The organism is Pseudomonas saponiphila (genome assembly GCF_900105185.1).
Classification (GTDB): Bacteria; Pseudomonadota; Gammaproteobacteria; order Pseudomonadales; family Pseudomonadaceae; genus Aquipseudomonas; species Aquipseudomonas saponiphila.
In genome coordinates, this window is sequence record NZ_FNTJ01000001.1 from 4,481,075 (window position 1) to 4,500,128 (window position 19,054).

Sequence of the window (19,054 nt, forward strand, 5' to 3'; positions counted from 1 at the left end):
GCCTGCGCCAGCGGCTACCGGTCGCTGAATGCGCCGTGAATCGGGCAATCGCCGACATCCCCTCTAGGAGCAACTCCTGCACAGGCATACAATCGCCAACCGCGCTCCGATGGCTGATCTGCCCCGCATGTTGACCTGTTCCGTACACCCGCTCCCCTATCGCGCCAACCCCGCCGAGTATTTCGCGGCAATCGAACACGCCCCCGGCGCCGTGCTACTGGACAGCGGCCGGCCCACTGCCGAGCGCGGTCGCTACGACCTGCTCAGCGCCTGGCCGCTGGCCGAGCTGACAGTGGCCGCCGAGGAAAGCGGCGGCGACTTCCTCCAGCGTCTGCGGCACAACCTGCAGCAACTGGGCCCGGCCCAGGTCCCGGCGCCCCATGAGCTGCCCTTCGCCGGCGGTCTGATCGGCTACCTCAGCTACGATTTCGGCCGCCATCTGGAGCGCCTGCCGAGCCTGGCCCGGGATGACCTGCACCTGCCGGAGGCGCGCTTTGGCCTGTACGCCTGGGCGCTGATCAATGACCACCAGGCGGGCACCAGCCAGCTGCTGTTCCACCCCAGCCTGGAAGAGGCAGAGCGGCGGCGCCTGATCCTGCTGTTCAGCCAACCACCTGCCATGGCAGCAGGCTCGTTCAAACTCAGCCGGCCCATGCAGGCCGACCTGAGTGCCGAGGATTACCGCCAGGCATTCCAGCGTATCCAGCAGTACATCCAGGCCGGCGACTGCTACCAGGTGAACTTCGCCCAGCGCTTTCGCGGCCAGTACCAGGGCGATCCCTGGATCGCCTACTGCGCGTTGCGCGCGGCGTGTCCAACGCCCTTCTCCGGCTTTCAGCGCCTGCCGGACGGCGCTGCGGTGCTCAGCCTGTCCCCGGAGCGCTTCGTCCACGTCAGCCAGGGCCGAGTGGAAACCCGGCCGATCAAGGGCACCCGCCCTCGCGATCGGGACGCGACCACAGACGCGGCCAACGCCGCCGAGCTGCTGTCCAGCCCCAAGGACCGCGCGGAAAACCTGATGATCGTCGACCTGCTGCGCAACGACCTGGGGCGCACCTGCCGCACCGGCTCAGTGCGCGTGCCGGAGCTGTTCAGCCTGGAAAGCTACCCCAACGTGCATCACCTGGTGAGCAGCGTCACCGGCGAACTGGCCCCCGGCAAGGACGCCCTGGACCTGATTGCCGGCAGCTTCCCTGGTGGCTCGATCACCGGCGCGCCAAAGATTCGCTCGATGCAGATCATCGACGAACTGGAGCCCACACGCCGGGCGCTCTACTGCGGCTCGCTGCTGTACCTGGACGTGCGCGGGGAAATGGACAGCTCGATCGCCATCCGCAGCCTGCTGGCCAAGGACGGACAGATCTGTTGCTGGGGCGGCGGCGGGATAGTCGCGGATTCGGACTGGCAGGCGGAGTACCAGGAATCCATCACCAAGGTGCGGGTGTTGCTGGAGACGTTGCAGGGGCTTTAGGGCGTCTTCGCCGGCAAGCGTACGTCGTTCTCTCACCCGTAGGAGCTGGCTTGCCAGCGAAGGCGTCGACAGGATTTGTGAAAAATCCAAGGGCCCCTTCGCCGGCAAGCCGGCTCCTACAAGTGCACGTCGCTCTCCCCCCGTAGGAGCTGGCTTGCCAGCGAAGGCGTCGACAGGATTTGCGCAAAATCCAAAGACCCCCTTCGCCGGCGAACCGCTTTACAGGCTCAGGGTGCGGTTGGAAGCCTTGATGAATTCCTGCTTCAGCTCGGCGAAGCTGTGCACCGCGGGGAACTGCGGGAACTCGCGGATCACGTTGTCCGGGGCATGGAACAGAATGCCGGCATCAGCCTCGCCGAGCATGGTCGTGTCGTTGTAGGAATCTCCCGCGGCGATCACCCGGTAGTACAGGCTCTTGAAGGCCAGCACCGACTGGCGCTTGGGGTCTTTCTGACGCAGTTGATAACCGGTGACCCGACCGCCGTCATCGGTGATCAGGCGGTGACACAGCAGCGTCGGGAAGCCCAGCTGGCGCATCAGCGGCTGGGAAAACTCATAGAAGGTGTCGGACAGGATCACCACCTGGAAGCGCTCGCGCAGCCACTCGACGAACTCCACCGCGCCGTCCAGGGGCTTGAGGGTGGCGATCACTTCCTGGATGTCCGACAGCTTCAGGCCGTGCTCGTCGAGAATCCGCAGGCGCTGCTTCATCAATACGTCGTAGTCGGGAATATCCCGGGTGGTTGCCTTGAGGGATTCAATCCCGGTTTTTTCGGCAAAGGCGATCCAGATTTCCGGGACCAGCACACCTTCCAGATCGAGACAGGCAATTTCCACAAGACACTCCCATTGGTTCTGATTATTGACGTTGAGCAAGCAAAAGGACTGCCGAACTCTAGCGACTCGTCCCGGCAGGCGCAACGCAGAGGAGCGCGCCAGGGCCGGGCGGATTTTGTTAAGATCGCACCCCTACAGAGCGCACAGCGCCACCGACCTGCAGGAAACCGCCCTGATGAACCCATCGTTCGACGTCGCTGAACTCGCCGCGACCTATGCCAACAAATCCGCCCAGGACATTCTCAAGCTGGCCTTCGCCCAGTTCGGTGATGACCTGTGGATCTCCTTCAGCGGCGCCGAGGATGTGGTGCTGGTGGACATGGCCTGGAAGCTGAACAAGAACGTCAAGGTGTTCAGCCTCGACACCGGGCGCCTGCACCCGGAAACCTACCGCTTCATCGATCAGGTGCGTGAGCACTACAAGATCGCCATCGAACTGATCTCGCCGGACCACAGCAAGCTCGAACCCTTCGTCAAGGAAAAGGGCCTGTTCAGCTTCTACAAGGACGGCCACGGCGAATGCTGCGGCATCCGCAAGATCGAGCCGCTGCGCCGTAAACTGTCCACCGTCAGCGCCTGGGCCACCGGCCAGCGCCGCGACCAGAGCCCGGGCACCCGCAGCCAGGTGGCGGTGCTGGAAATCGACAGCGCCTTCTCCACCCCGGAGCGCCCCCTGTACAAGTTCAACCCGCTGGCACAGATGAGCAGCGAGGAGATCTGGGGCTACATCCGCATGCTCGAACTGCCGTACAACAGCCTGCATGAGCGCGGTTTCATCAGCATCGGCTGCGAGCCTTGCACCCGTCCGGTACTGCCCAACCAGCACGAGCGCGAAGGCCGCTGGTGGTGGGAAGAAGCCACCCAGAAGGAATGCGGCCTGCACGCCGGCAACATCATCAGCAAAGCCTGACCCCTCCCTTCTTCCGTAGGAGCCAGCTTGCCGGCGAATGAGCCCTCGCCCCCGAGGACGCCTTCGCCGGCAAACGGAGCGCCACCCGCACCGCATAACTTGTACACACGAATGTCACTAACGGTGCCATTTTTGTGTGCACTTTAATCGCCTTTCGCCCCAAAAAGTGACAGCCCTTTCTGCGGTCAATATTCATGCGGCAGCCGATTGCGCGCGCCGAAAAATAAATACCTGTTCAATCGGTCAATTTTTAATCCCGCTGTTTCATACAGTTAGGGACAACTCATAACAAAACGAAATCAGCAGCCAATTTCATAGCTCCGGAATTGGCACAGAAGTGGCTTTAGTCGATCTAAGTTTTGTATACAAAAATATCAAAACATACATACACTAACCGTCCGCACGCCTGATCCATGACTCAAGCTGCAGATGCCCCGAACCCAGTGATTCCTCCCCTGCGACGAAGATTGTCGAGCCTGCGCTCAAGCACAGTCATCCGGGGCCGGAATCAGGAGCCGCCGGAATGCACACCAGCCCTTCCAACAACATCGCACTGGATCTGCCCTCCTCGCCGCACTCGCACAACCTGCAGCAGCCCATCACCGCAACCGATCCGGAGCGCATCCTCCTCAGCCCACGCCTGCACAACCGGGATCTGGCCCCGACCAAGGTCGAAGGCCGCCGCTGGGGCGGCTACAGCATCTTCGCCCTGTGGACCAACGATGTGCACAACATCGCCAACTACTCCTTCGCCATCGGCCTCTACGCCCTGGGCCTGGGCGGCTGGCAGATCCTCTTATCCCTGGGAATCGGCGCGGCGCTGGTGTATTTCTTCATGAACCTGTCCGGCTACATGGGGCAGAAGACCGGGGTGCCGTTCCCAGTGATCAGCCGTATCAGCTTCGGCATCCACGGCGCGCAGATACCGGCGCTGATCCGCGCGGTGATCGCCATCGCCTGGTTCGGCATCCAGACCTACCTGGCCTCGGTGGTATTTCGCGTACTGCTCACGGCCATTCATCCGGGGTTTGCCGACTACGACCACGACTCGATCCTCGGCCTGTCGAGCCTGGGCTGGGCCTGTTTCGTGGTGATCTGGCTGGTGCAATTGGTCATCCTCGCCTACGGCATGGAGATGATCCGCCGCTACGAAGCCTTCGCCGGGCCGATCATTCTGCTGACCGTGGCCTGCCTCGCCGGGTGGATGTACACCCAGGCCGACGGGCAGATTGCCTGGTCGATCCGCGAACCTTTGACCGGCGGCGAAATGTGGCGGCAGATCTTCGCCGGCGGCGCATTGTGGCTGGCGATCTACGGCACGCTGATTCTCAACTTCTGCGACTTCGCCCGCTCCTCGCCGTGCCGCAAGACCATCAAGGTCGGCAACTTCTGGGGCCTGCCGGTGAACATCCTGGTGTTCGCCAGCATCACCGTGCTGCTGTGCGGCGCGCAGTTCCAGATCAACGGCCAGGTCATCGAAAGCCCGACCCAGATCATCGCTTCGATCCCCAACACGCTGTTCCTGGTGCTGGGCTGCCTGGCATTCCTGATCGTCACCGTGGCGGTGAACATCATGGCCAACTTCGTCGCCCCGGCCTTCGTCCTCAGCAACCTGGCGCCCAAGTACCTGACCTTCCGCCGCGCCGGGCTGATCAGTGCGGCGCTGGCGGTGCTGATCCTGCCGTGGAACCTGTACAACAGCCCGCTGGTGATCGTGTACTTCCTCTCCGGCCTCGGCGCCCTGCTCGGCCCGCTGTACGGGGTGATCATGGTGGACTACTGGATCCTGCGCAAAGCCCGGATCCATGTACCGCAGCTGTACAGCGAAGACCCGCAAGGCGCGTACTTCTACAGCCGCGGAGTCAATCTGCGCGCGCTGGCGGCCTTCGTGCCGGCGGCGCTGATCGCCATCGTGCTGGCCCTGGTGCCGGGTTTTGCCAGCGTCTCGCCGTTTTCCTGGCTGATCGGCGCCGGTATCGCCGGCTTGCTGTACCTGATCATCGCCAAGCGCCAGCCCGAATACGCCGACGTCAGCGGCGAATCCATCGCCGTGGACAACGCCAGTCATTGAACCTGAACGGCCCGGTGCGCCGGGCCTTGAACTGCCCAACCTGCAAGGAACCCCCATGCGTATTCTCGTGGTCAACGTCAACACCACCGACTCCATCACCCAGGCCATCGCCCGCCAGGCGCAAAGCGTGGCGGCGCCGGGAACGGAAATCGTCGGTTTGACCCCCTACTTCGGCGCCGAATCGGTGGAAGGAAACTTCGAAAGCTACCTGGCGGCCATCGCCGTGATGGATCGGGTGCTGGCCTACGACCAGCCCTATGACGCAGTGATCCAGGCCGGCTATGGCGAGCACGGCCGCGAAGGCCTGCAGGAGTTGCTGAATGTCCCGGTGGTGGACATCACCGACGCCGCCGCCAGCACGGCGATGTTTCTCGGCCACGCCTACTCGGTGGTGACCACCCTGGATCGCACCGTGCCGCTGATCGAGGACCGGCTCAAGCTGTCCGGTCTCTATGAGCGCTGCGCTTCGGTGCGGGCCAGCGGCCTGGCGGTGCTGGAGCTGGAGGAAGACCCGCTGCGGGCGGTGGAAGCCATCGTGCGCCAGGCCGAACGGGCGGTGACCGAGGACAAGGCCGAGGTGATCTGCCTGGGTTGTGGCGGCATGGCCGGGCTGGATGAACAGATTCGCCAGCGTACCGGGGTGCCGGTGGTGGATGGGGTCACGGCGGCGGTGACCGTTGCCGAGTCCCTGGTGCGCCTGGGGCTGTCCACCTCGAAGGTGCGGACCTACGCGACGCCGCGGCCGAAACGGGTGGTTGGCTGGCCGCTGCACCTGGGGCGCTGAGGCCGGCGGTGCTTGGGTTCGCCGGCAAGCCGGCTCCTACAGGGCACTGAAGGTTTGCGCCAGGCCTTGCTCGGCGAATTGCTCGATGACGAAGTCGACGAATGCCCGGGTCTTGCCCGGGAGCATCTTGTGCTCGGCGTAGTAGATCGAGGTGTAGCCATCATCGACGTACCAATCCGGCAGGACCCGTTGCAGCGCGCCGGAACGCAGGTAGTTGACGGCAAACGGCATGCTCACCAGGGCCAGCCCCAGGTCCTGGGTGGCAGCAATGCAGGCCGCCTCGGAATCGCTCATGGTCATGCTGGCCTTGAGTTCCAGCGGGCGCACGCCACCTGTACGGCCAGTCAATTGCCAGGAGCGGATGCGCCCGGTCTGCGGGGAGCGGATCAGAATCCCCCGGCAACGCTGCAGATCCTCCGGATCGCGAATCGGCGGCTGGGCTGCAAGATAGGTCGGGCTGGCCACCAACACCCGATGGGCCGGTGACAGGCGGCGGGCGACCACCCCCTGAGGCAGCTCGAAACCGCCGCCGATGGCAGCATCAAAGCCCTGACCGATCAGGTCCACTTGGCGATTATCAAAATGCCAGTCTGGCTGGATGTCCGGGTAGCGCTGCAGGAACGCTCCCAGCATCGGCACGATGTATAGACAGCCGAACAGCGTTCCCATGCTGACCTTGAGCGTGCCTGCCGGGCGCCCCTGGACGGTGGACAAGCTGCTCACGGCGTTCTGAATGGTCTGCAGGCTGTCGCTGACCTCTGCCAGGAACAAGCGTCCAGCCTCAGTCAGGGTCAAACGCCGGGTGCTACGCTGGAACAGCCGGACACCCACCCGGGTTTCTAGCTTGGCGACACTCTTGCCCACCGCTGCCGGAGTCAATCCGAGCTGCCGCGCCGCCTCGGCAAAGCTGCCGACTTCAGCGCTGCGGACAAAACATTCGATACTGCTGAAAGCTTCCATACCCCGTCACTCTAAACTTCTGGTTTACACAGAGTATAGGAATTACCCGCTACACAGCGGCCAATCCGCGGTCGATACTCGACACCAAGCACAAGGCAACCCGGCCTTGAATCTCTGGAGAAACACATGAGCAAGCACAACCTCAGCGGCAAAGTGGCCTTGATCCAAGGCGGTTCCCGCGGTATCGGCGCCGCCATCGTCGAGCGCCTGGCCGCCGAAGGCGCCAGCGTCGCCTTCACCTACGTCAGTTCCGCGAGCAAGGCCCAGGCCCTGCAGGACGGCATCCTCGCCAAGGGTGGCAAGGCGCTGGCGATCCAGGCTGACAGCGCTGATGCCGAAGCCATTCGGGAGGCCGTGCAACGTACCGTCCAGGCCTTCGGCCGCCTCGACATCCTGGTCAACAATGCCGGCGTGCTGGCAATCGCCCCGCTGGACGAGTTCAAGCTGGAAGACTTTGACCAGACCCTGGCCATCAACATACGCAGCGTGTTCATCGCCACCCAGGAAGCCGCGCGGCACATGGGCGAAGGCGGACGCATCATCAATATCGGCAGCACCAACGCCGAGCGCATGCCCTTCGCCGGTGGTGGCCCTTACGCCATGAGCAAGGCCGCGCTGGTAGGCCTGACCAAAGGCCTGGCGCGGGACCTGGGACCACGGGGCATCACCATCAACAACGTCCAGCCCGGCCCGGTGGACACCGACATGAACCCGGCCAACAGCGACTTTGCCGAAAGCCTGCTGGATCTCATGGCTGTGCGTCGCTACGGCCGTGCCGAAGAGATCGCCGGTTTCGTGGCCTACCTGGCCGGCCCCGAAGCGGCCTACATCACCGGTGCCAGCTTGACCATCGACGGTGGTTTCAGCGCCTGAAGGCCGCGGGCAGAAAAAAGCCGGGCCACCCATCTCAGGTGGCCCGGCTCCCTAGTAGCTTGCGGCTGGAAGAGGCCCGGCAATGCCCGACTTCCAGCGCACAAGTGTCACTCTCGCCCGCTCAGTCCCAGATCAGATGGGGCAAACCGCAGGTCACAGGTTCAAAACCCTTGAGCGAACGCAGAATCCTGTCGGCATGAGCAAACTTGGCATCGGCCATGGCCGGATCGGGGACCGCGATCACGCTCATGCCCGCAGCCCGGGCAGCGGTCACGCCAAACGGCGAATCCTCGAAGACCAGGCATTCCTGGGGCGCCACGCCCAGGCGTCGGGCGGCGGTGAGGAAAATGTCCGGCGCCGGCTTGGCCGCCGTGACTTCCGGATCATCGGCGGTGACGATGGTGTCGAACAGGGCGAACCAGTCGCCATGACGGGTGGTTTTCTCGCCAAAGGACATCTGCGACGAACTGGTGCCCACGGCAATGGGGATCCGGTGATCCTTCAAGTGGCGCACCAGCTGCTGGGCACCCGGCATGGCTTCGGCGCGGGGAAAGCGCTCACGCATCAACGGCTCGCGCATGACCAGGAACTCCTCGGCACTGATGGGCAAGTCCAGGGCCTGCACCACGTAGCGCGCCAGATCAGCGGCCCCGCGACCGATGATGTTCTGCTTGATGGTCCAGTCGTAGGTGCGGCCATAACGCTCGGCGATCATCTGGGTGATCTCGGTGTAGATGCCCTCGGTGTCGAGAAGCAGGCCATCCATGTCGAAAATCACCGCCTTGATCGGCCCCAAATCATTCAACTGTGCATTCATCACATCGGATCCGTTAGCAAAGGTACATTCCAGGGAGCGGCTCAGATACGGCCCGTGTTCTTGGCAACGCGTCAATTAAAGGGTTCAGCAGCATAGCGGCGGGGCTGGGTCAGGAGCAACCAAGGAGCACGGCCAAGGTTGAGGGGATGGCATCAGGCATCGTCCGAAGAGTCGTCCTCCTGCGCTGGTGGCGCCTCTAGCAACGGCACTTGCGCATCGTCCATCAAGGAGCCCGGATCTTCGTTGCCCGGGTCATTGATTACCTGCGGTTCTACGCAGGGTGGCTGAGTTGTGCCTGGAGTCTCGCGGGACATGATCGTCTCCTGGAATATCGCGATTGGCACCGTTGAGTATGGTGAAGCCTGGACCTGCGCGCACAAAAAACCCGGCACAGGGCCGGGTTTCTTTGCACAACGCGACGATCAATGACGTTTCTTGTGACCCATGCTGCTACCCAGGGCGCCGCCCGCCGCGCCGCCGATACCGGCGCCCACGGTGGAACCGGTGCTGCCGCCCAGACGGTTACCGATCAGCGACCCACCTGCCGAACCCAGGCCACCGCCAATCGCCGCTTTGGCCCGGCTACCCTTGCGCGCGCCTGCCGCACTGCCGGCCGCCCCGGCCACACCCGCACCAATGGCTGCCCCGGTACTGCCACCGAGCTGCTGGCCGACTACGTTGCCCAGCGCACCGCCGAGGCCACCACCGATGGCTGCGGTGCCATCGCCGGCCATTGCGCCTTGAGCCAGCAGAAGTCCCACAACCAGGGCAGGTAAAGTTGAACGCATGACTTGAACCTCAAAATAAGACTATGGAACCGACTTGTAAGACCAGCGCTGCACCGCTCCAGAGGCGGCGTCACAGCAACACCGGGTTGCTTTCCGGTGGCTTGGACAGCTGATTTTAAAAGAGTTTTATCAGCGCGCAAAAAAAAGCCCGCTGGGGAACGGGCTAGGGGTATTGCGTTTAACGGATGGTCTGAGCGTACTCAGGCAGATGTGAAGATTCTGTGAAAAGACACTACCGCTGGGAGCGACACCGACAGTTCCTTCAACTCACAGATCCCGCGGCAACTTCAGCTCACCTGACTGAAGATGTTCAGGCCAGATCGGCGGCCAACAGCCCCTTGGAAGACTGCTGCTGCAACGATCCGACCTCCACCCAAGACGCTCATGCGCAGCGCGAATCAATGAATGCTGCGGATGTTGCCTTTATTGCCTTTGACCGTGACCGAGACTTTCTTGAAGACAAAGTAGTTTTCTTCGTTCACTTCATAACGCGGAGCAACGATCAGGTCGGCACCCGACGATTTGACGGCCTTGTAGGCCGCTGCGGACTTGACCGAGCTGACCGGGTCCAGACCCAGGCCACCCAACGCACCACCACCATCACCGCCGTAAGCAACACCGTCAGCAAACTGGCTATCGCCGCCAAACTGCAGGAAGCCAAACAGAATGTTCACCGACGACTGACCCGAGATCGCCTCGCCCACTGCCACGTCCGCCTTCAGGTCAGCCTTGACCTGACTGTCGATAGGCGCCGATGGTTGGCTGATGTTGTAGCTGGTGCAGCCGGTGGCGGCGGCTACGAGGGCAGACAGGGCGAAGAGTTTGAAAATAGCTTTCACGTTTATTTCCTTATCGCTTTTCATTTATAGGCATCATCGCTGGATGCACAGCCCCGCTTTGATCGGGACAAGGAACATATCGCCAGTTATAGCCAATTGAGATAAGAGGATTCCCAAATCACAACAGAACCTTCTTTACTGACCTCTTCGCACTGGCGATAAACAATTAATACGGCTACTCAAACTCAATAAAAAATTTAATACACAAACTACCCTGCCACTGAAGCATGCTCCTGACCTGCAACACCGTTGAACCCGACCTGCTGATGGCTCTTGCCCACGGCACCGCAGCGCCTGGGAAACGCCTCCCGACTCCGGTAAACAGCTTATCCGCCCCGCCCTTGCCAACGTCGCACCCTGAACACACCCTCCGCACGCCTCCATTGAAACGTCAGGTCTTTCAACATCTGTCATCGATATTTCGCGGACAATAAAAAACCCCGCATCTGGCGGGGCTCTTATAACTGAATTTTACTTTCTCTTCGGCAATGCCTTGGGGAAAAACATCGTATTACTGGCGACCGGCAGCGGTGCAGTTTTTTTCCTGTTACTCACGCTGACCCGGGATTGATCTTCCACTTCAAATGCGGCCTGACCGCAACGCACCAAGTTGTTGATTGGGAACTCATCCCCGTTGTCTTCGATATAGGCAAGACTCCTCATTTCCCAGCTCCCTCCAACAACCGATCAGTACCGGCAAGCTCCTGATTGCCTGGAAAATACTGACCGTCACGGCACATCAGACTAGACAGTCATTTACCGACCTGCCGTTCAAAATCGCCGGACACCGACGAGCGGCCAAGACACCAGAAGCAAAGCTGATCCAGGACAATCTTTCGCACACAACCGGGGCGGTGGCAGAGCCGGTCGACGAGACTCACAGAAATCGTCAACGGCCACAGGACCAGAGCAAGCCTGCACGCACGGGCCACAACATGTGCAACGGACAGGGCCAGAATGCAAAAAACCCCTGGCTTCTCGCGGAAACCAGGGGTTTTCTGTACATCGAATTTGGCGGTGAAGGAGAGATTCGAACTCTCGATACAGTTTCCTGTATACACACTTTCCAGGCGTGCTCCTTAAGCCACTCGGACACTTCACCGTATCTCGTCAAACCGATTCAGTCTGTCGAGGCGCGCTAATGTAGTCGATAGCTTTTCAGATGGCAAACTTTTTTTTCAGAATTTTCATGCGCTTAAGATCGATCCGTCGTTGCAGGGGACTCGGGCCCTGCGGCAACAAGGCAAACCGGCCATTCTTCAGCCTTGCCTCTGGCCATATAGAAGAAAGCAGGCAAGGCCGGCGGCGCCGCGCAGGCCAATGCCCGACCTTGCACCTGACTCATCAGTCAGCCACGGCGCTTTACCAGATCGGTCGTGGTGAGTAACTTCTGCTGCACTTCAATACAAGGAATTGCGTCATGAGTGAGTTGATTTCCTACCATCTCGAAGACGGTATCGCGACCCTGACCTTGAGCAATGGCAAGGTCAATGCCATCTCCCCGGACGTGATCGCCGCTTTCAACGCCGCGCTGGATCAGGCCACCGCCGATCGCGCCGTGGTGATCATCACCGGTCAGCCGGGCATTCTCTCCGGCGGTTACGACCTGAAGGTGATGACAGCCGGTCCCAAAGAAGCAGTGGCGCTGGTAACCCAAGGCTCGACCCTGGCCCGCCGCCTGCTGTCCCACCCTTTCCCGGTGATCGTCGCCTGCCCGGGTCACGCGGTGGCCAAGGGTGCCTTCCTGCTGTTGTCGGCGGATTACCGTATCGGCGTCGACGGCCCCTTCAGCATCGGTCTTAACGAAGTGCAGATCGGCATGACCATGCACCATGCCGGCATCGAGCTGGCCCGCGACCGCCTGCGACGTTCGGCCTTCCATCGTTCGGTGATCAATGGCGAGATGTTCGACCCGCAAGGCGCGGTGGATGCCGGCTTCCTCGACAAGGTGGTGAGCGCCGAGGAACTGCAAGGCACGGCCCTGGCCGCCGCACGCCAGCTGAAGAAGATCAACATGCTGGCCCACAAGAACACCAAGCTGAAGGTGCGCAAGGCCCTGCTGGACACCCTCAACAACGCCATCATCCTCGACCAGGAACACATGGGCTGAGTCGCCCGTGTGGAATGAATCGGCCCGACCTGCGTGTCGGGCTTTTTCTTGCCTGGCCGAAATGCACAGACAAAAGCCTCTAGAGCGCCGCTGACACCGGTTAGCGGAAACATGCACTTAAACATCGCCCATCTCCCGGCTGAGAGCGGCAATTGCCGAAAACAGTGCACATCCGTACACTGCGCCACCTTTTGTCCCCGGTGGGCCGTTTAGATGCTGTATCTGTTTCGTATGTCGCTGATGGGCCTGCACTTTATCCTTGCCGGAAGCCTGGGCCTGCTGCTTGGACTGTGTCGTCCATTCAACCCGGACAACAGTCGCCTGTGCGCCCGCCTCTACGCCTGGCCGGCGATGTGCATCCTGCGCCTGCGGGTCAAGGCCGAAGTCGGGCCGCTGATGGACAAACCTGAAAGCTGCGTGATCATCGCCAACCACCAGTCCAATTACGATTTGTTCGTGTTCGGCAATGTAGTGCCGCGACGCACGGTATGCATCGGCAAGAAGAGCCTGAAATGGGTGCCGCTGTTCGGGCAGCTGTTCTGGCTGGCGGGCAATGTCCTGATCGATCGCGGCAACCCGCACAAGGCGCGGCGCTCCATGCTCACCACCACCCATACGCTGCAACACAAGGACACCTCGATCTGGGTCTTCCCCGAAGGCACCCGCAACCTCGGCGAGGATCTGCTGCCATTCAAGAAGGGCGCGTTCCAGATGGCCATCGCCGCCGGCGTGCCGATCGTGCCGGTGTGTGTCAGCAGCTACATCAAGCACATGCGCCTGAACCGCTGGAACAGCGGCAAGATCCTGATCCGTTCGCTGCCGGCAATTCCCACCGCCGGGCTGACCATGGACGACATGCCGCGGTTGATCGCCCAGTGTCGCGAGCAGATGCGCGAATGCATCGCCCACATGGATCGCCAACTGCAAGCCGCCTGAACCGCGAGCCCGCCCCCACTGCCTGCAAGCCCGCTCCGTGCGGGCTTTAATTTGTCTGCGAACTCCAGCTCCGGCAGTGACTCTGATGCTGCATTGCAGGCTAAGCTGCTGATTTGTAACCGCCCCATTGATAAGAAGAAGTGAAGCAGAGCCATGGGTAGAGTTGTTGCTGCCGCCGTGTACAGCGGCGGAAAGAAAGTCACCGATATCAGCCTTGACGAAGGGGCTGCCTGGGCCGCGAAACCCGGCCACTTCGTGTGGATCGGCCTGGAGGAACCCAATGCCCACGAACTGGCCAATCTGCAACGCCAGTTCAACCTGCATGAACTGGCCATTGAAGACGCCCTGGAAAAGCACAGCCGCCCCAAGCTGGAAACCTTCGGCGACGCCTTGTTCATCGTCACTTATTCACCGGTGCGCACCGAGGGCAAGCTGGAGTTCATCGAAACCCACATCTTTGCCGGCAACGGCTACATCATCACCGCACGCAACGGTCACTCGGCCTCCTATGGCTATGTACGCCAGCGTTGCGAGGCGCGTCCCCTGCTGCTGGAGCACGGCGAGGACTTCGTCCTTTATGCGCTGCTGGATTTCGTCACCGAGAACTACCAGCCGGTCAGTGAGGCCATCCATGGCGAAATCGACGAACTGGAACGCAACGTCCTGTGCAATTCGCTGAACGAGCGGGATATCCAGAACCTCCACGGCCTGCGCCGTGACGTGCTGCGCCTGCGCCGCTATGTAGCGCCCATGGTGGAGATCAGCGAGGAGCTGCAGAAACTCAGCTTTCCGTTCATCGACAAGAACATGCGGCCGTATTTCCGTGACGTGCAGATTCACGTCACCAGGCAGATGGAGGATTTGTCGACCCTGCGCGATATCGCCAGCCAGACCATCGAGATCGGTGTGCTGCTGGAGGCTTCACGGCAAAGCATCGTGCAGCGCAAGTTCGCCGCCTGGGCGGCGATTCTGGCGTTTCCCACCGCTGTGGCGGGGATCTACGGGATGAACTTCCAGAACATGCCGGAGCTGAGCTGGCACTACGGCTACTTCGGTGTCTTGGGTTTTATCAGTGTCGGCTGTGTCGGCCTGTGGGCCAGCTTCAAGCGTTCCGGCTGGCTCTGAGGGAATGGGCCCCGGGCGCGGACGCCTGGGCCCATGCAGGTCATGCGGCCTCGGGTTTGTGGGCGACGAAACGCATCATCCATTCCGCAACGGTGGTGCCGTGGTGCTCGTGTTCGAGACTGGCCAGGCCCTTCTGGTAGATCTTCTCGCCGAGAAACTCCTGGCGCAGATCCAGCAGCGCCCGGGAGTAGTCGTGGATGAACTCAGGGTGCCCCTGGAAACACAGGACCTGGTCATTGATGTGATACGCGGCATAAGGGCAGAAATCGCTGGAGGCGATCACTGTGGCGTTTTCCGGTAGCGCGGTGACCTGATCCTGGTGGCTGATCAACAGTGTCAGTTCCTCCACCACCGGGCTCATCCACGGCGCCTTGGCGGCCAGCTTGTAGCTATGGGTGCCAACGCCCCAGCCTTGAGTCGCCCGCTCGCTCTTGCCCCCCAGCAGCAACGCCAGCAACTGATGGCCGAAGCAGATGCCCAGCAGCTTGTCGCCGCGCTCGTAGCGGCCCAGCAGGTAGGTCTTGAGGGTTTGAATCCAGGGATCGGTGCCAAAGGAGTCGGCCTTGCTGCCGGTCACCAGGTAAGCGTCGAACTCCAGATCGTCGCTGGGATAATCGCCCTGGACCACGTTGTAGACGCTGAACTGGGCGGCAATGGGTTGCTGGGAAAACAGGCGCTGGAACATCTGCCCGTAACCCTGATATTGATCGACCAACTCGGGACGCAGGATATCGGTTTCAAGAATGCAGATGCGTAGCGACATAAAAAATTCCTGACAAGGTGATGGCAATAATGAACAGCCCAGAGCCTGCCTTGAAATACCACGGCAAGGCAAGCCCCGGGGCCACTCATTGAGCGTCCGTCAACCTCAGAACCACTGGCCCTGGCGAGCCTTCTCCAGGAGCAGGGTCGGCGGGGCGAATCGTTCTCCGTATTGTTGCGCCAGGTACTGCGCCCGGGCGACGAAATCCTTCACCCCGTACTGATTGATGAACTGCAGGGCGCCGCCGCTCCAGGCAGCGAAACCGATGCCGAAGATCGAGCCGATATTGGCGTCCGCCGTGGACTGCAACACCCCCTCCTCCAGGCAACGCACGGTTTCGATGGCCTGGATGAACAGCAGGCGGTCGCGCACGTCCTGGGGCGAGATCTGTCCATCGGCGCGATAGAAGCGCGTGTGCAACTCTGGCCACAAGTGCTTCTGGCCGCCGGCCGGGTAGTCGTAGAAACCGCCACCAGCGGCCTTGCCCGCACGCTTGTCGTCATTGAGCAACTGGTCGATCACGGCAAACGCCGGATGCTTGATCGGCGGCTTGCCTTCAGCCTGCAGGTCCTTGGCGGTCTGCTGACGGATGTGACTCATCAGGCTCAGGGAGACTTCATCGGAAATCGCCAGCGGCCCTACCGGCATCCCGGCCTTGCGCGCCTCGGTTTCGATCATCGGCGCCGAAACGCCTTCGCCGAGCATGGCAATCCCTTCATTGGTGAAGGTGCCGAACACCCGGGAGGTGAAGAATCCGCGGCTGTCGTTGACCACGATCGGGGTCTTGTTGATCTGCAGCACGAAGTCGAACCCACGGGCCAGGGTCGCGGCGCTGGTCTGCGCGCCCTTGATGATCTCCACCAGGGGCATCTTGTCCACCGGACTGAAGAAGTGCAGGCCGATGAACTTGTCCGGATTCGGCACCGCCGTGGCCAACCCGGTGATGGGCAGGGTCGACGTGTTGGAGGCAATCACCGCTTCACCGCCGACCACCTGCTGCGCGGCCCGTGACACCCTGGCCTTGAGCTCGCGATCCTCGAACACAGCCTCGATGATCAGGTCGCAACCGGCCAGGTCGGCGTCCTCGGCGGTGGTACGGATTCGCGCCAGGGTCGCGTCACGCTGCTCGCGGCTCAGTTGTCCGCGCGCCAGCTTTTTCTCCAGCAGCGCCGCCGAGTGGGCCTTGCCCTTCTCTGCCGCCTCGACGCTGATGTCCTTGAGCACCACCTCGATGCCCGCCACCGCGCTGACGTAGGCAATCCCCGCCCCCATCATCCCGGCCCCCAGCACCCCGAGCTTTTTCGTGGTCTGCGGCGCGATGCCTTGAGGGCGCGAGCCACCGGCATTGATTTCATTGAGCTGGAACCAGAAGGTGCCAATCATGTTCTTCGCCACCTGGCCGGTGGCCAGCTCGGTGAAGTAGCGAGTCTCGATCAGTTGCGCGGTGGCGAAATCCACCTGTGCGCCTTCGACCGCGGCGCACAGGATCTTTTCCGGCGCGGGGAAACAGCCCTGGGTCTTGGCTCGCAGAATCGACGGGGCGATGGCCAGCATCTGCGCCACTTTCGGGTTGGCCGGCGTGCCGCCGGGGATCTGATAACCGCGCACATCCCAGGGTTGCTGGACCGCCGGGTTGGCGAGGATCCAGGCCCGAGCCTTGGCCAGCAGCTCATCGCGATCCGTCGCCAGGGCATCGATCAGACCAGCTTGCAGCGCCTGCTGCGGGCGCACTTTCTTGCCTTCCAGCAGATACGGCAGCGCCTTTTCCAGGCCCAGCATGCGCACCATACGCACCACCCCACCGCCGCCGGGCAACAAGCCCAGGGTGACTTCCGGCAGGCCGATCTGTACCGATTTATCGTCCAGGGCCACCCGGTGATGGCAGGCCAGGCAGATTTCCCAGCCGCCGCCCAGGGCAGCGCCATTGATTGCCGCGACCACCGGCTTGCCCAGGGTTTCCAGAGCCCGCAACTGGCCCTTGAGGGCCAGCACCCTGTCGTAGAACGCCTTGGCTTGGGGCTTGTCGACCTTGATCAGCTCGTTGAGGTCGCCGCCGGCAAAGAAGGTCTTTTTCGCCGAGGTGATGATCACCCCGGCAATCGCTTGCTGCTCGGCCTGCAGGCGCGCCACGACGCCGGCCATGGCCTCGCGGTACAGCTCGTTCATGGTGTTGGCGCTCTGGCCCGGCATATCGATGGTCAGGACGACGATCTGGTCCTGGCCCTTTTCGTAACGGATGGCATCGGTCATGAAGATGATTCCTTGAAGACGGGGCTCAGAGGCGTTCGATGATGGTGGCGATACCCATGCCGCCGCCGACACAGAGGGTCGCCAGGCCGTAGCGCTGGCGCCGGCTTTCCAGTTCGTCGAGCAAGGTGCCGAGGATCGCGCAGCCGGTGGCGCCCAGCGGATGGCCCAGGGCAATGGCGCCACCGTTGACGTTGACCCTGGCCGGATCGATGGCCATGTCCTTGATGAACTTGAGCACCACCGAGGCAAAGGCTTCGTTGACCTCGAACAGATCGATGTCCTCGACCCGCAGCCCGGCCTTGGCCAGGGCCTTGCGGGTGGCCGGCGCCGGGCCGGTGAGCATGATGGTGGGGTCGGTGCTGGTGACCGCCGTGGCCACGATCCGCGCCCGGGGCTTGAGCCCCAGCTCCCGGCCCTTGGCCTCTGAACCGATGAGCATCAGCGCCGAACCGTCGACGATGCCCGAACTGTTGCCCGGGGTGTGCACGTGGTTGATGCGTTCGACATGGCTGTAGACCCGTAGCGCGGTAGCGTCGAAGCCCATCTGCCCGATCATTTCGAAACTCGGCTTGAGGCTGCCCAGGCCTTCCAGGGTCGAGTCGGCGCGGATGAACTCGTCATGCTCCAGCAAGACGATGCCGTTCTGGTCCTGCACCGGCACCAGGGACTTGGCGAAGGCACCGCTGGTCCGGGCCCGGGCCGCCTTCTGCTGGGATTGCAGGGCGAAGCGGTCGACCTCCTCGCGGGAGAAGCCCTCCAGGGTCGCGATCAGGTCCGCGCCAATGCCCTGGGGGGTGAAATGGCTGTGCATATTGGTTTCCGGGTCCAGCACCCAGGCCCCACCATCGCTGCCCATGGGCACCCGGGACATGGACTCGACGCCACCGACCACCACCAGCTCCTCGAACCCCGAGCGCACCTTCATCGCACCGAGATTGACCGCCTCCAACCCCGAGGCGCAGAAGCGATTGATCTGCACGCCGGCCACGCTCACATCCCAATCCGCGGCCTGAACGGCGGTCTTGGCGATATCGGCCCCTTGATCGCCGATGGGCGTCACGCAACCCAGGACCACGTCGTCCACCTGGCTGGTGTCCAGTTCGCAACGCTGTTGCAGCGCCCGCAACAGGCCGCCCACCAGGTTCACCGGTTTCACGCTGTGCAAGGCGCCATCGGCCTTGCCTTTACCACGGGGCGTGCGTAATGCATCGAATATCAACGCTTGGGTCATGACGTCCTCGAACCGCTGTGCAGGGGAAAATGTCGAGCCCTCACCTTAGGCGCGACAGCCGTGGATTCAATGACCGATGCGCTCAGCCGCCTTGACGCTGACGCTCAGACGAACGGTAGGCAGCTAAGCGATCGCCCGATGAAGGGTCGCGAGCTGTCTAGCCAAAGGGCGACCACCCTGTATGTCAGTGGATTTATAGCGTTTTCAGGGATTGCAGCTATAACTTCATACGAATTGGATGCGGATTTCGGAGCACCGTGACCGGCCGTTTCGGTTGATCGTGACCGGT

At 62.1% G+C, this 19,054-nt stretch carries 17 protein-coding genes and 1 tRNA gene; 8 read left to right on the forward strand and 10 right to left on the reverse strand.

Annotation, left to right across the window (positions count from 1 at the left end):
- Window positions 1-127: 127 nt before the first annotated feature.
- On the forward strand, window positions 128-1,471 hold the full coding sequence (pabB, locus tag BLV47_RS21010) for an aminodeoxychorismate synthase component I (protein WP_092317345.1): 1,344 nt from the start codon (window positions 128-130) through the stop codon (window positions 1,469-1,471).
- 219 nt (window positions 1,472-1,690) lie between these two features.
- Here pabB and thrH read toward each other — a convergent pair whose 3' ends face one another.
- Window positions 1,691-2,308, reverse strand: a complete 618-nt coding sequence (thrH, locus tag BLV47_RS21015) for a bifunctional phosphoserine phosphatase/homoserine phosphotransferase ThrH (RefSeq protein ID WP_092316724.1) — start codon at window positions 2,306-2,308, stop codon at window positions 1,691-1,693.
- A gap of 172 nt (window positions 2,309-2,480) precedes the next feature.
- Here thrH and BLV47_RS21020 point away from each other — a divergent pair, with 172 nt between their 5' ends.
- The 3 genes from BLV47_RS21020 to BLV47_RS21030 all read left to right on the forward strand — a co-directional run bounded on the left by BLV47_RS21020 (window position 2,481) and on the right by BLV47_RS21030 (window position 6,073).
- A complete protein-coding gene (locus BLV47_RS21020) occupies window positions 2,481-3,218 on the forward strand; it encodes a phosphoadenylyl-sulfate reductase (protein WP_256596330.1) in 738 nt (245 codons plus the stop codon).
- Window positions 3,219-3,741: 523 nt separating this feature from the next.
- The gene (locus BLV47_RS21025; RefSeq protein WP_092316728.1) at window positions 3,742-5,289 is read left to right on the forward strand and encodes an NCS1 family nucleobase:cation symporter-1; all 1,548 of its coding nucleotides are present in this window, start codon (window positions 3,742-3,744) and stop codon (window positions 5,287-5,289) included.
- A 55-nt stretch (window positions 5,290-5,344) separates the two neighbouring features.
- Entirely contained in the window at window positions 5,345-6,073 is a 729-nt protein-coding gene (locus BLV47_RS21030) for an aspartate/glutamate racemase family protein (RefSeq protein WP_092316730.1), read from the forward strand.
- Window positions 6,074-6,109: 36 nt separating this feature from the next.
- On the opposite strand, the gene BLV47_RS21035 is transcribed toward BLV47_RS21030, so the two are convergent.
- Window positions 6,110-7,033: a LysR family transcriptional regulator gene (locus BLV47_RS21035; RefSeq protein WP_092316732.1), complete on the reverse strand. Its 924-nt coding sequence runs from the start codon at window positions 7,031-7,033 to the stop codon at window positions 6,110-6,112.
- 126 nt (window positions 7,034-7,159) lie between these two features.
- On the opposite strand from BLV47_RS21035, the gene BLV47_RS21040 reads away from it, so the two are divergent.
- Window positions 7,160-7,906, forward strand: a complete 747-nt coding sequence (locus BLV47_RS21040) for a 3-oxoacyl-ACP reductase family protein (protein ID WP_092316734.1) — start codon at window positions 7,160-7,162, stop codon at window positions 7,904-7,906.
- 121 nt (window positions 7,907-8,027) lie between these two features.
- Here the strand turns inward: BLV47_RS21040 and BLV47_RS21045 are convergent, their stop codons facing one another.
- The 5 genes from BLV47_RS21045 to BLV47_RS21065 all read right to left on the reverse strand — a co-directional run bounded on the left by BLV47_RS21045 (window position 8,028) and on the right by BLV47_RS21065 (window position 11,452).
- Window positions 8,028-8,723, reverse strand: coding sequence for an HAD-IA family hydrolase (locus BLV47_RS21045; protein WP_092316736.1), 696 nt, complete (start codon window positions 8,721-8,723; stop codon window positions 8,028-8,030).
- Between the two features lie 422 nt (window positions 8,724-9,145).
- On the reverse strand, window positions 9,146-9,511 hold the full coding sequence (locus tag BLV47_RS21050) for a glycine zipper domain-containing protein (RefSeq protein WP_047302868.1): 366 nt from the start codon (window positions 9,509-9,511) through the stop codon (window positions 9,146-9,148).
- A 398-nt stretch (window positions 9,512-9,909) separates the two neighbouring features.
- Entirely contained in the window at window positions 9,910-10,374 is a 465-nt protein-coding gene (locus BLV47_RS21055) for a hypothetical protein (protein WP_371920271.1), read from the reverse strand.
- A gap of 447 nt (window positions 10,375-10,821) precedes the next feature.
- Window positions 10,822-11,013 (reverse strand): hypothetical protein, encoded by a 192-nt coding sequence (locus tag BLV47_RS21060; RefSeq protein ID WP_016964335.1) that lies wholly within the window; start codon window positions 11,011-11,013, stop codon window positions 10,822-10,824.
- Between the two features lie 349 nt (window positions 11,014-11,362).
- A tRNA-Ser gene (locus BLV47_RS21065) sits at window positions 11,363-11,452 on the reverse strand.
- A gap of 318 nt (window positions 11,453-11,770) precedes the next feature.
- On the opposite strand from BLV47_RS21065, the gene BLV47_RS21070 reads away from it, so the two are divergent.
- The 3 genes from BLV47_RS21070 (at window position 11,771) to BLV47_RS21080 (ending at window position 14,521) form a co-directional block, all read left to right on the forward strand.
- Window positions 11,771-12,460 carry a crotonase/enoyl-CoA hydratase family protein gene (locus BLV47_RS21070; protein ID WP_092316740.1) on the forward strand — a complete coding sequence of 230 codons (690 nt, stop codon included), beginning with the start codon at window positions 11,771-11,773 and terminating at the stop codon, window positions 12,458-12,460.
- Window positions 12,461-12,673: 213 nt separating this feature from the next.
- Window positions 12,674-13,396 carry a lysophospholipid acyltransferase family protein gene (locus BLV47_RS21075; RefSeq protein WP_060842876.1) on the forward strand — a complete coding sequence of 241 codons (723 nt, stop codon included), beginning with the start codon at window positions 12,674-12,676 and terminating at the stop codon, window positions 13,394-13,396.
- 153 nt (window positions 13,397-13,549) lie between these two features.
- The gene (locus BLV47_RS21080) at window positions 13,550-14,521 is read left to right on the forward strand and encodes a magnesium and cobalt transport protein CorA (RefSeq protein ID WP_092316742.1); all 972 of its coding nucleotides are present in this window, start codon (window positions 13,550-13,552) and stop codon (window positions 14,519-14,521) included.
- Window positions 14,522-14,561: 40 nt separating this feature from the next.
- Here BLV47_RS21080 and BLV47_RS21085 read toward each other — a convergent pair whose 3' ends face one another.
- From BLV47_RS21085 to BLV47_RS21095, 3 genes are all read right to left on the reverse strand, one after another.
- Entirely contained in the window at window positions 14,562-15,284 is a 723-nt protein-coding gene (locus BLV47_RS21085; RefSeq protein ID WP_092316744.1) for an amidotransferase, read from the reverse strand.
- A 105-nt stretch (window positions 15,285-15,389) separates the two neighbouring features.
- A complete protein-coding gene (locus tag BLV47_RS21090; RefSeq protein ID WP_092316746.1) occupies window positions 15,390-17,534 on the reverse strand; it encodes a 3-hydroxyacyl-CoA dehydrogenase NAD-binding domain-containing protein in 2,145 nt (714 codons plus the stop codon).
- Between the two features lie 25 nt (window positions 17,535-17,559).
- A complete protein-coding gene (locus tag BLV47_RS21095; protein ID WP_092316748.1) occupies window positions 17,560-18,765 on the reverse strand; it encodes an acetyl-CoA C-acetyltransferase in 1,206 nt (401 codons plus the stop codon).
- Window positions 18,766-19,054: the final 289 nt, after the last annotated feature.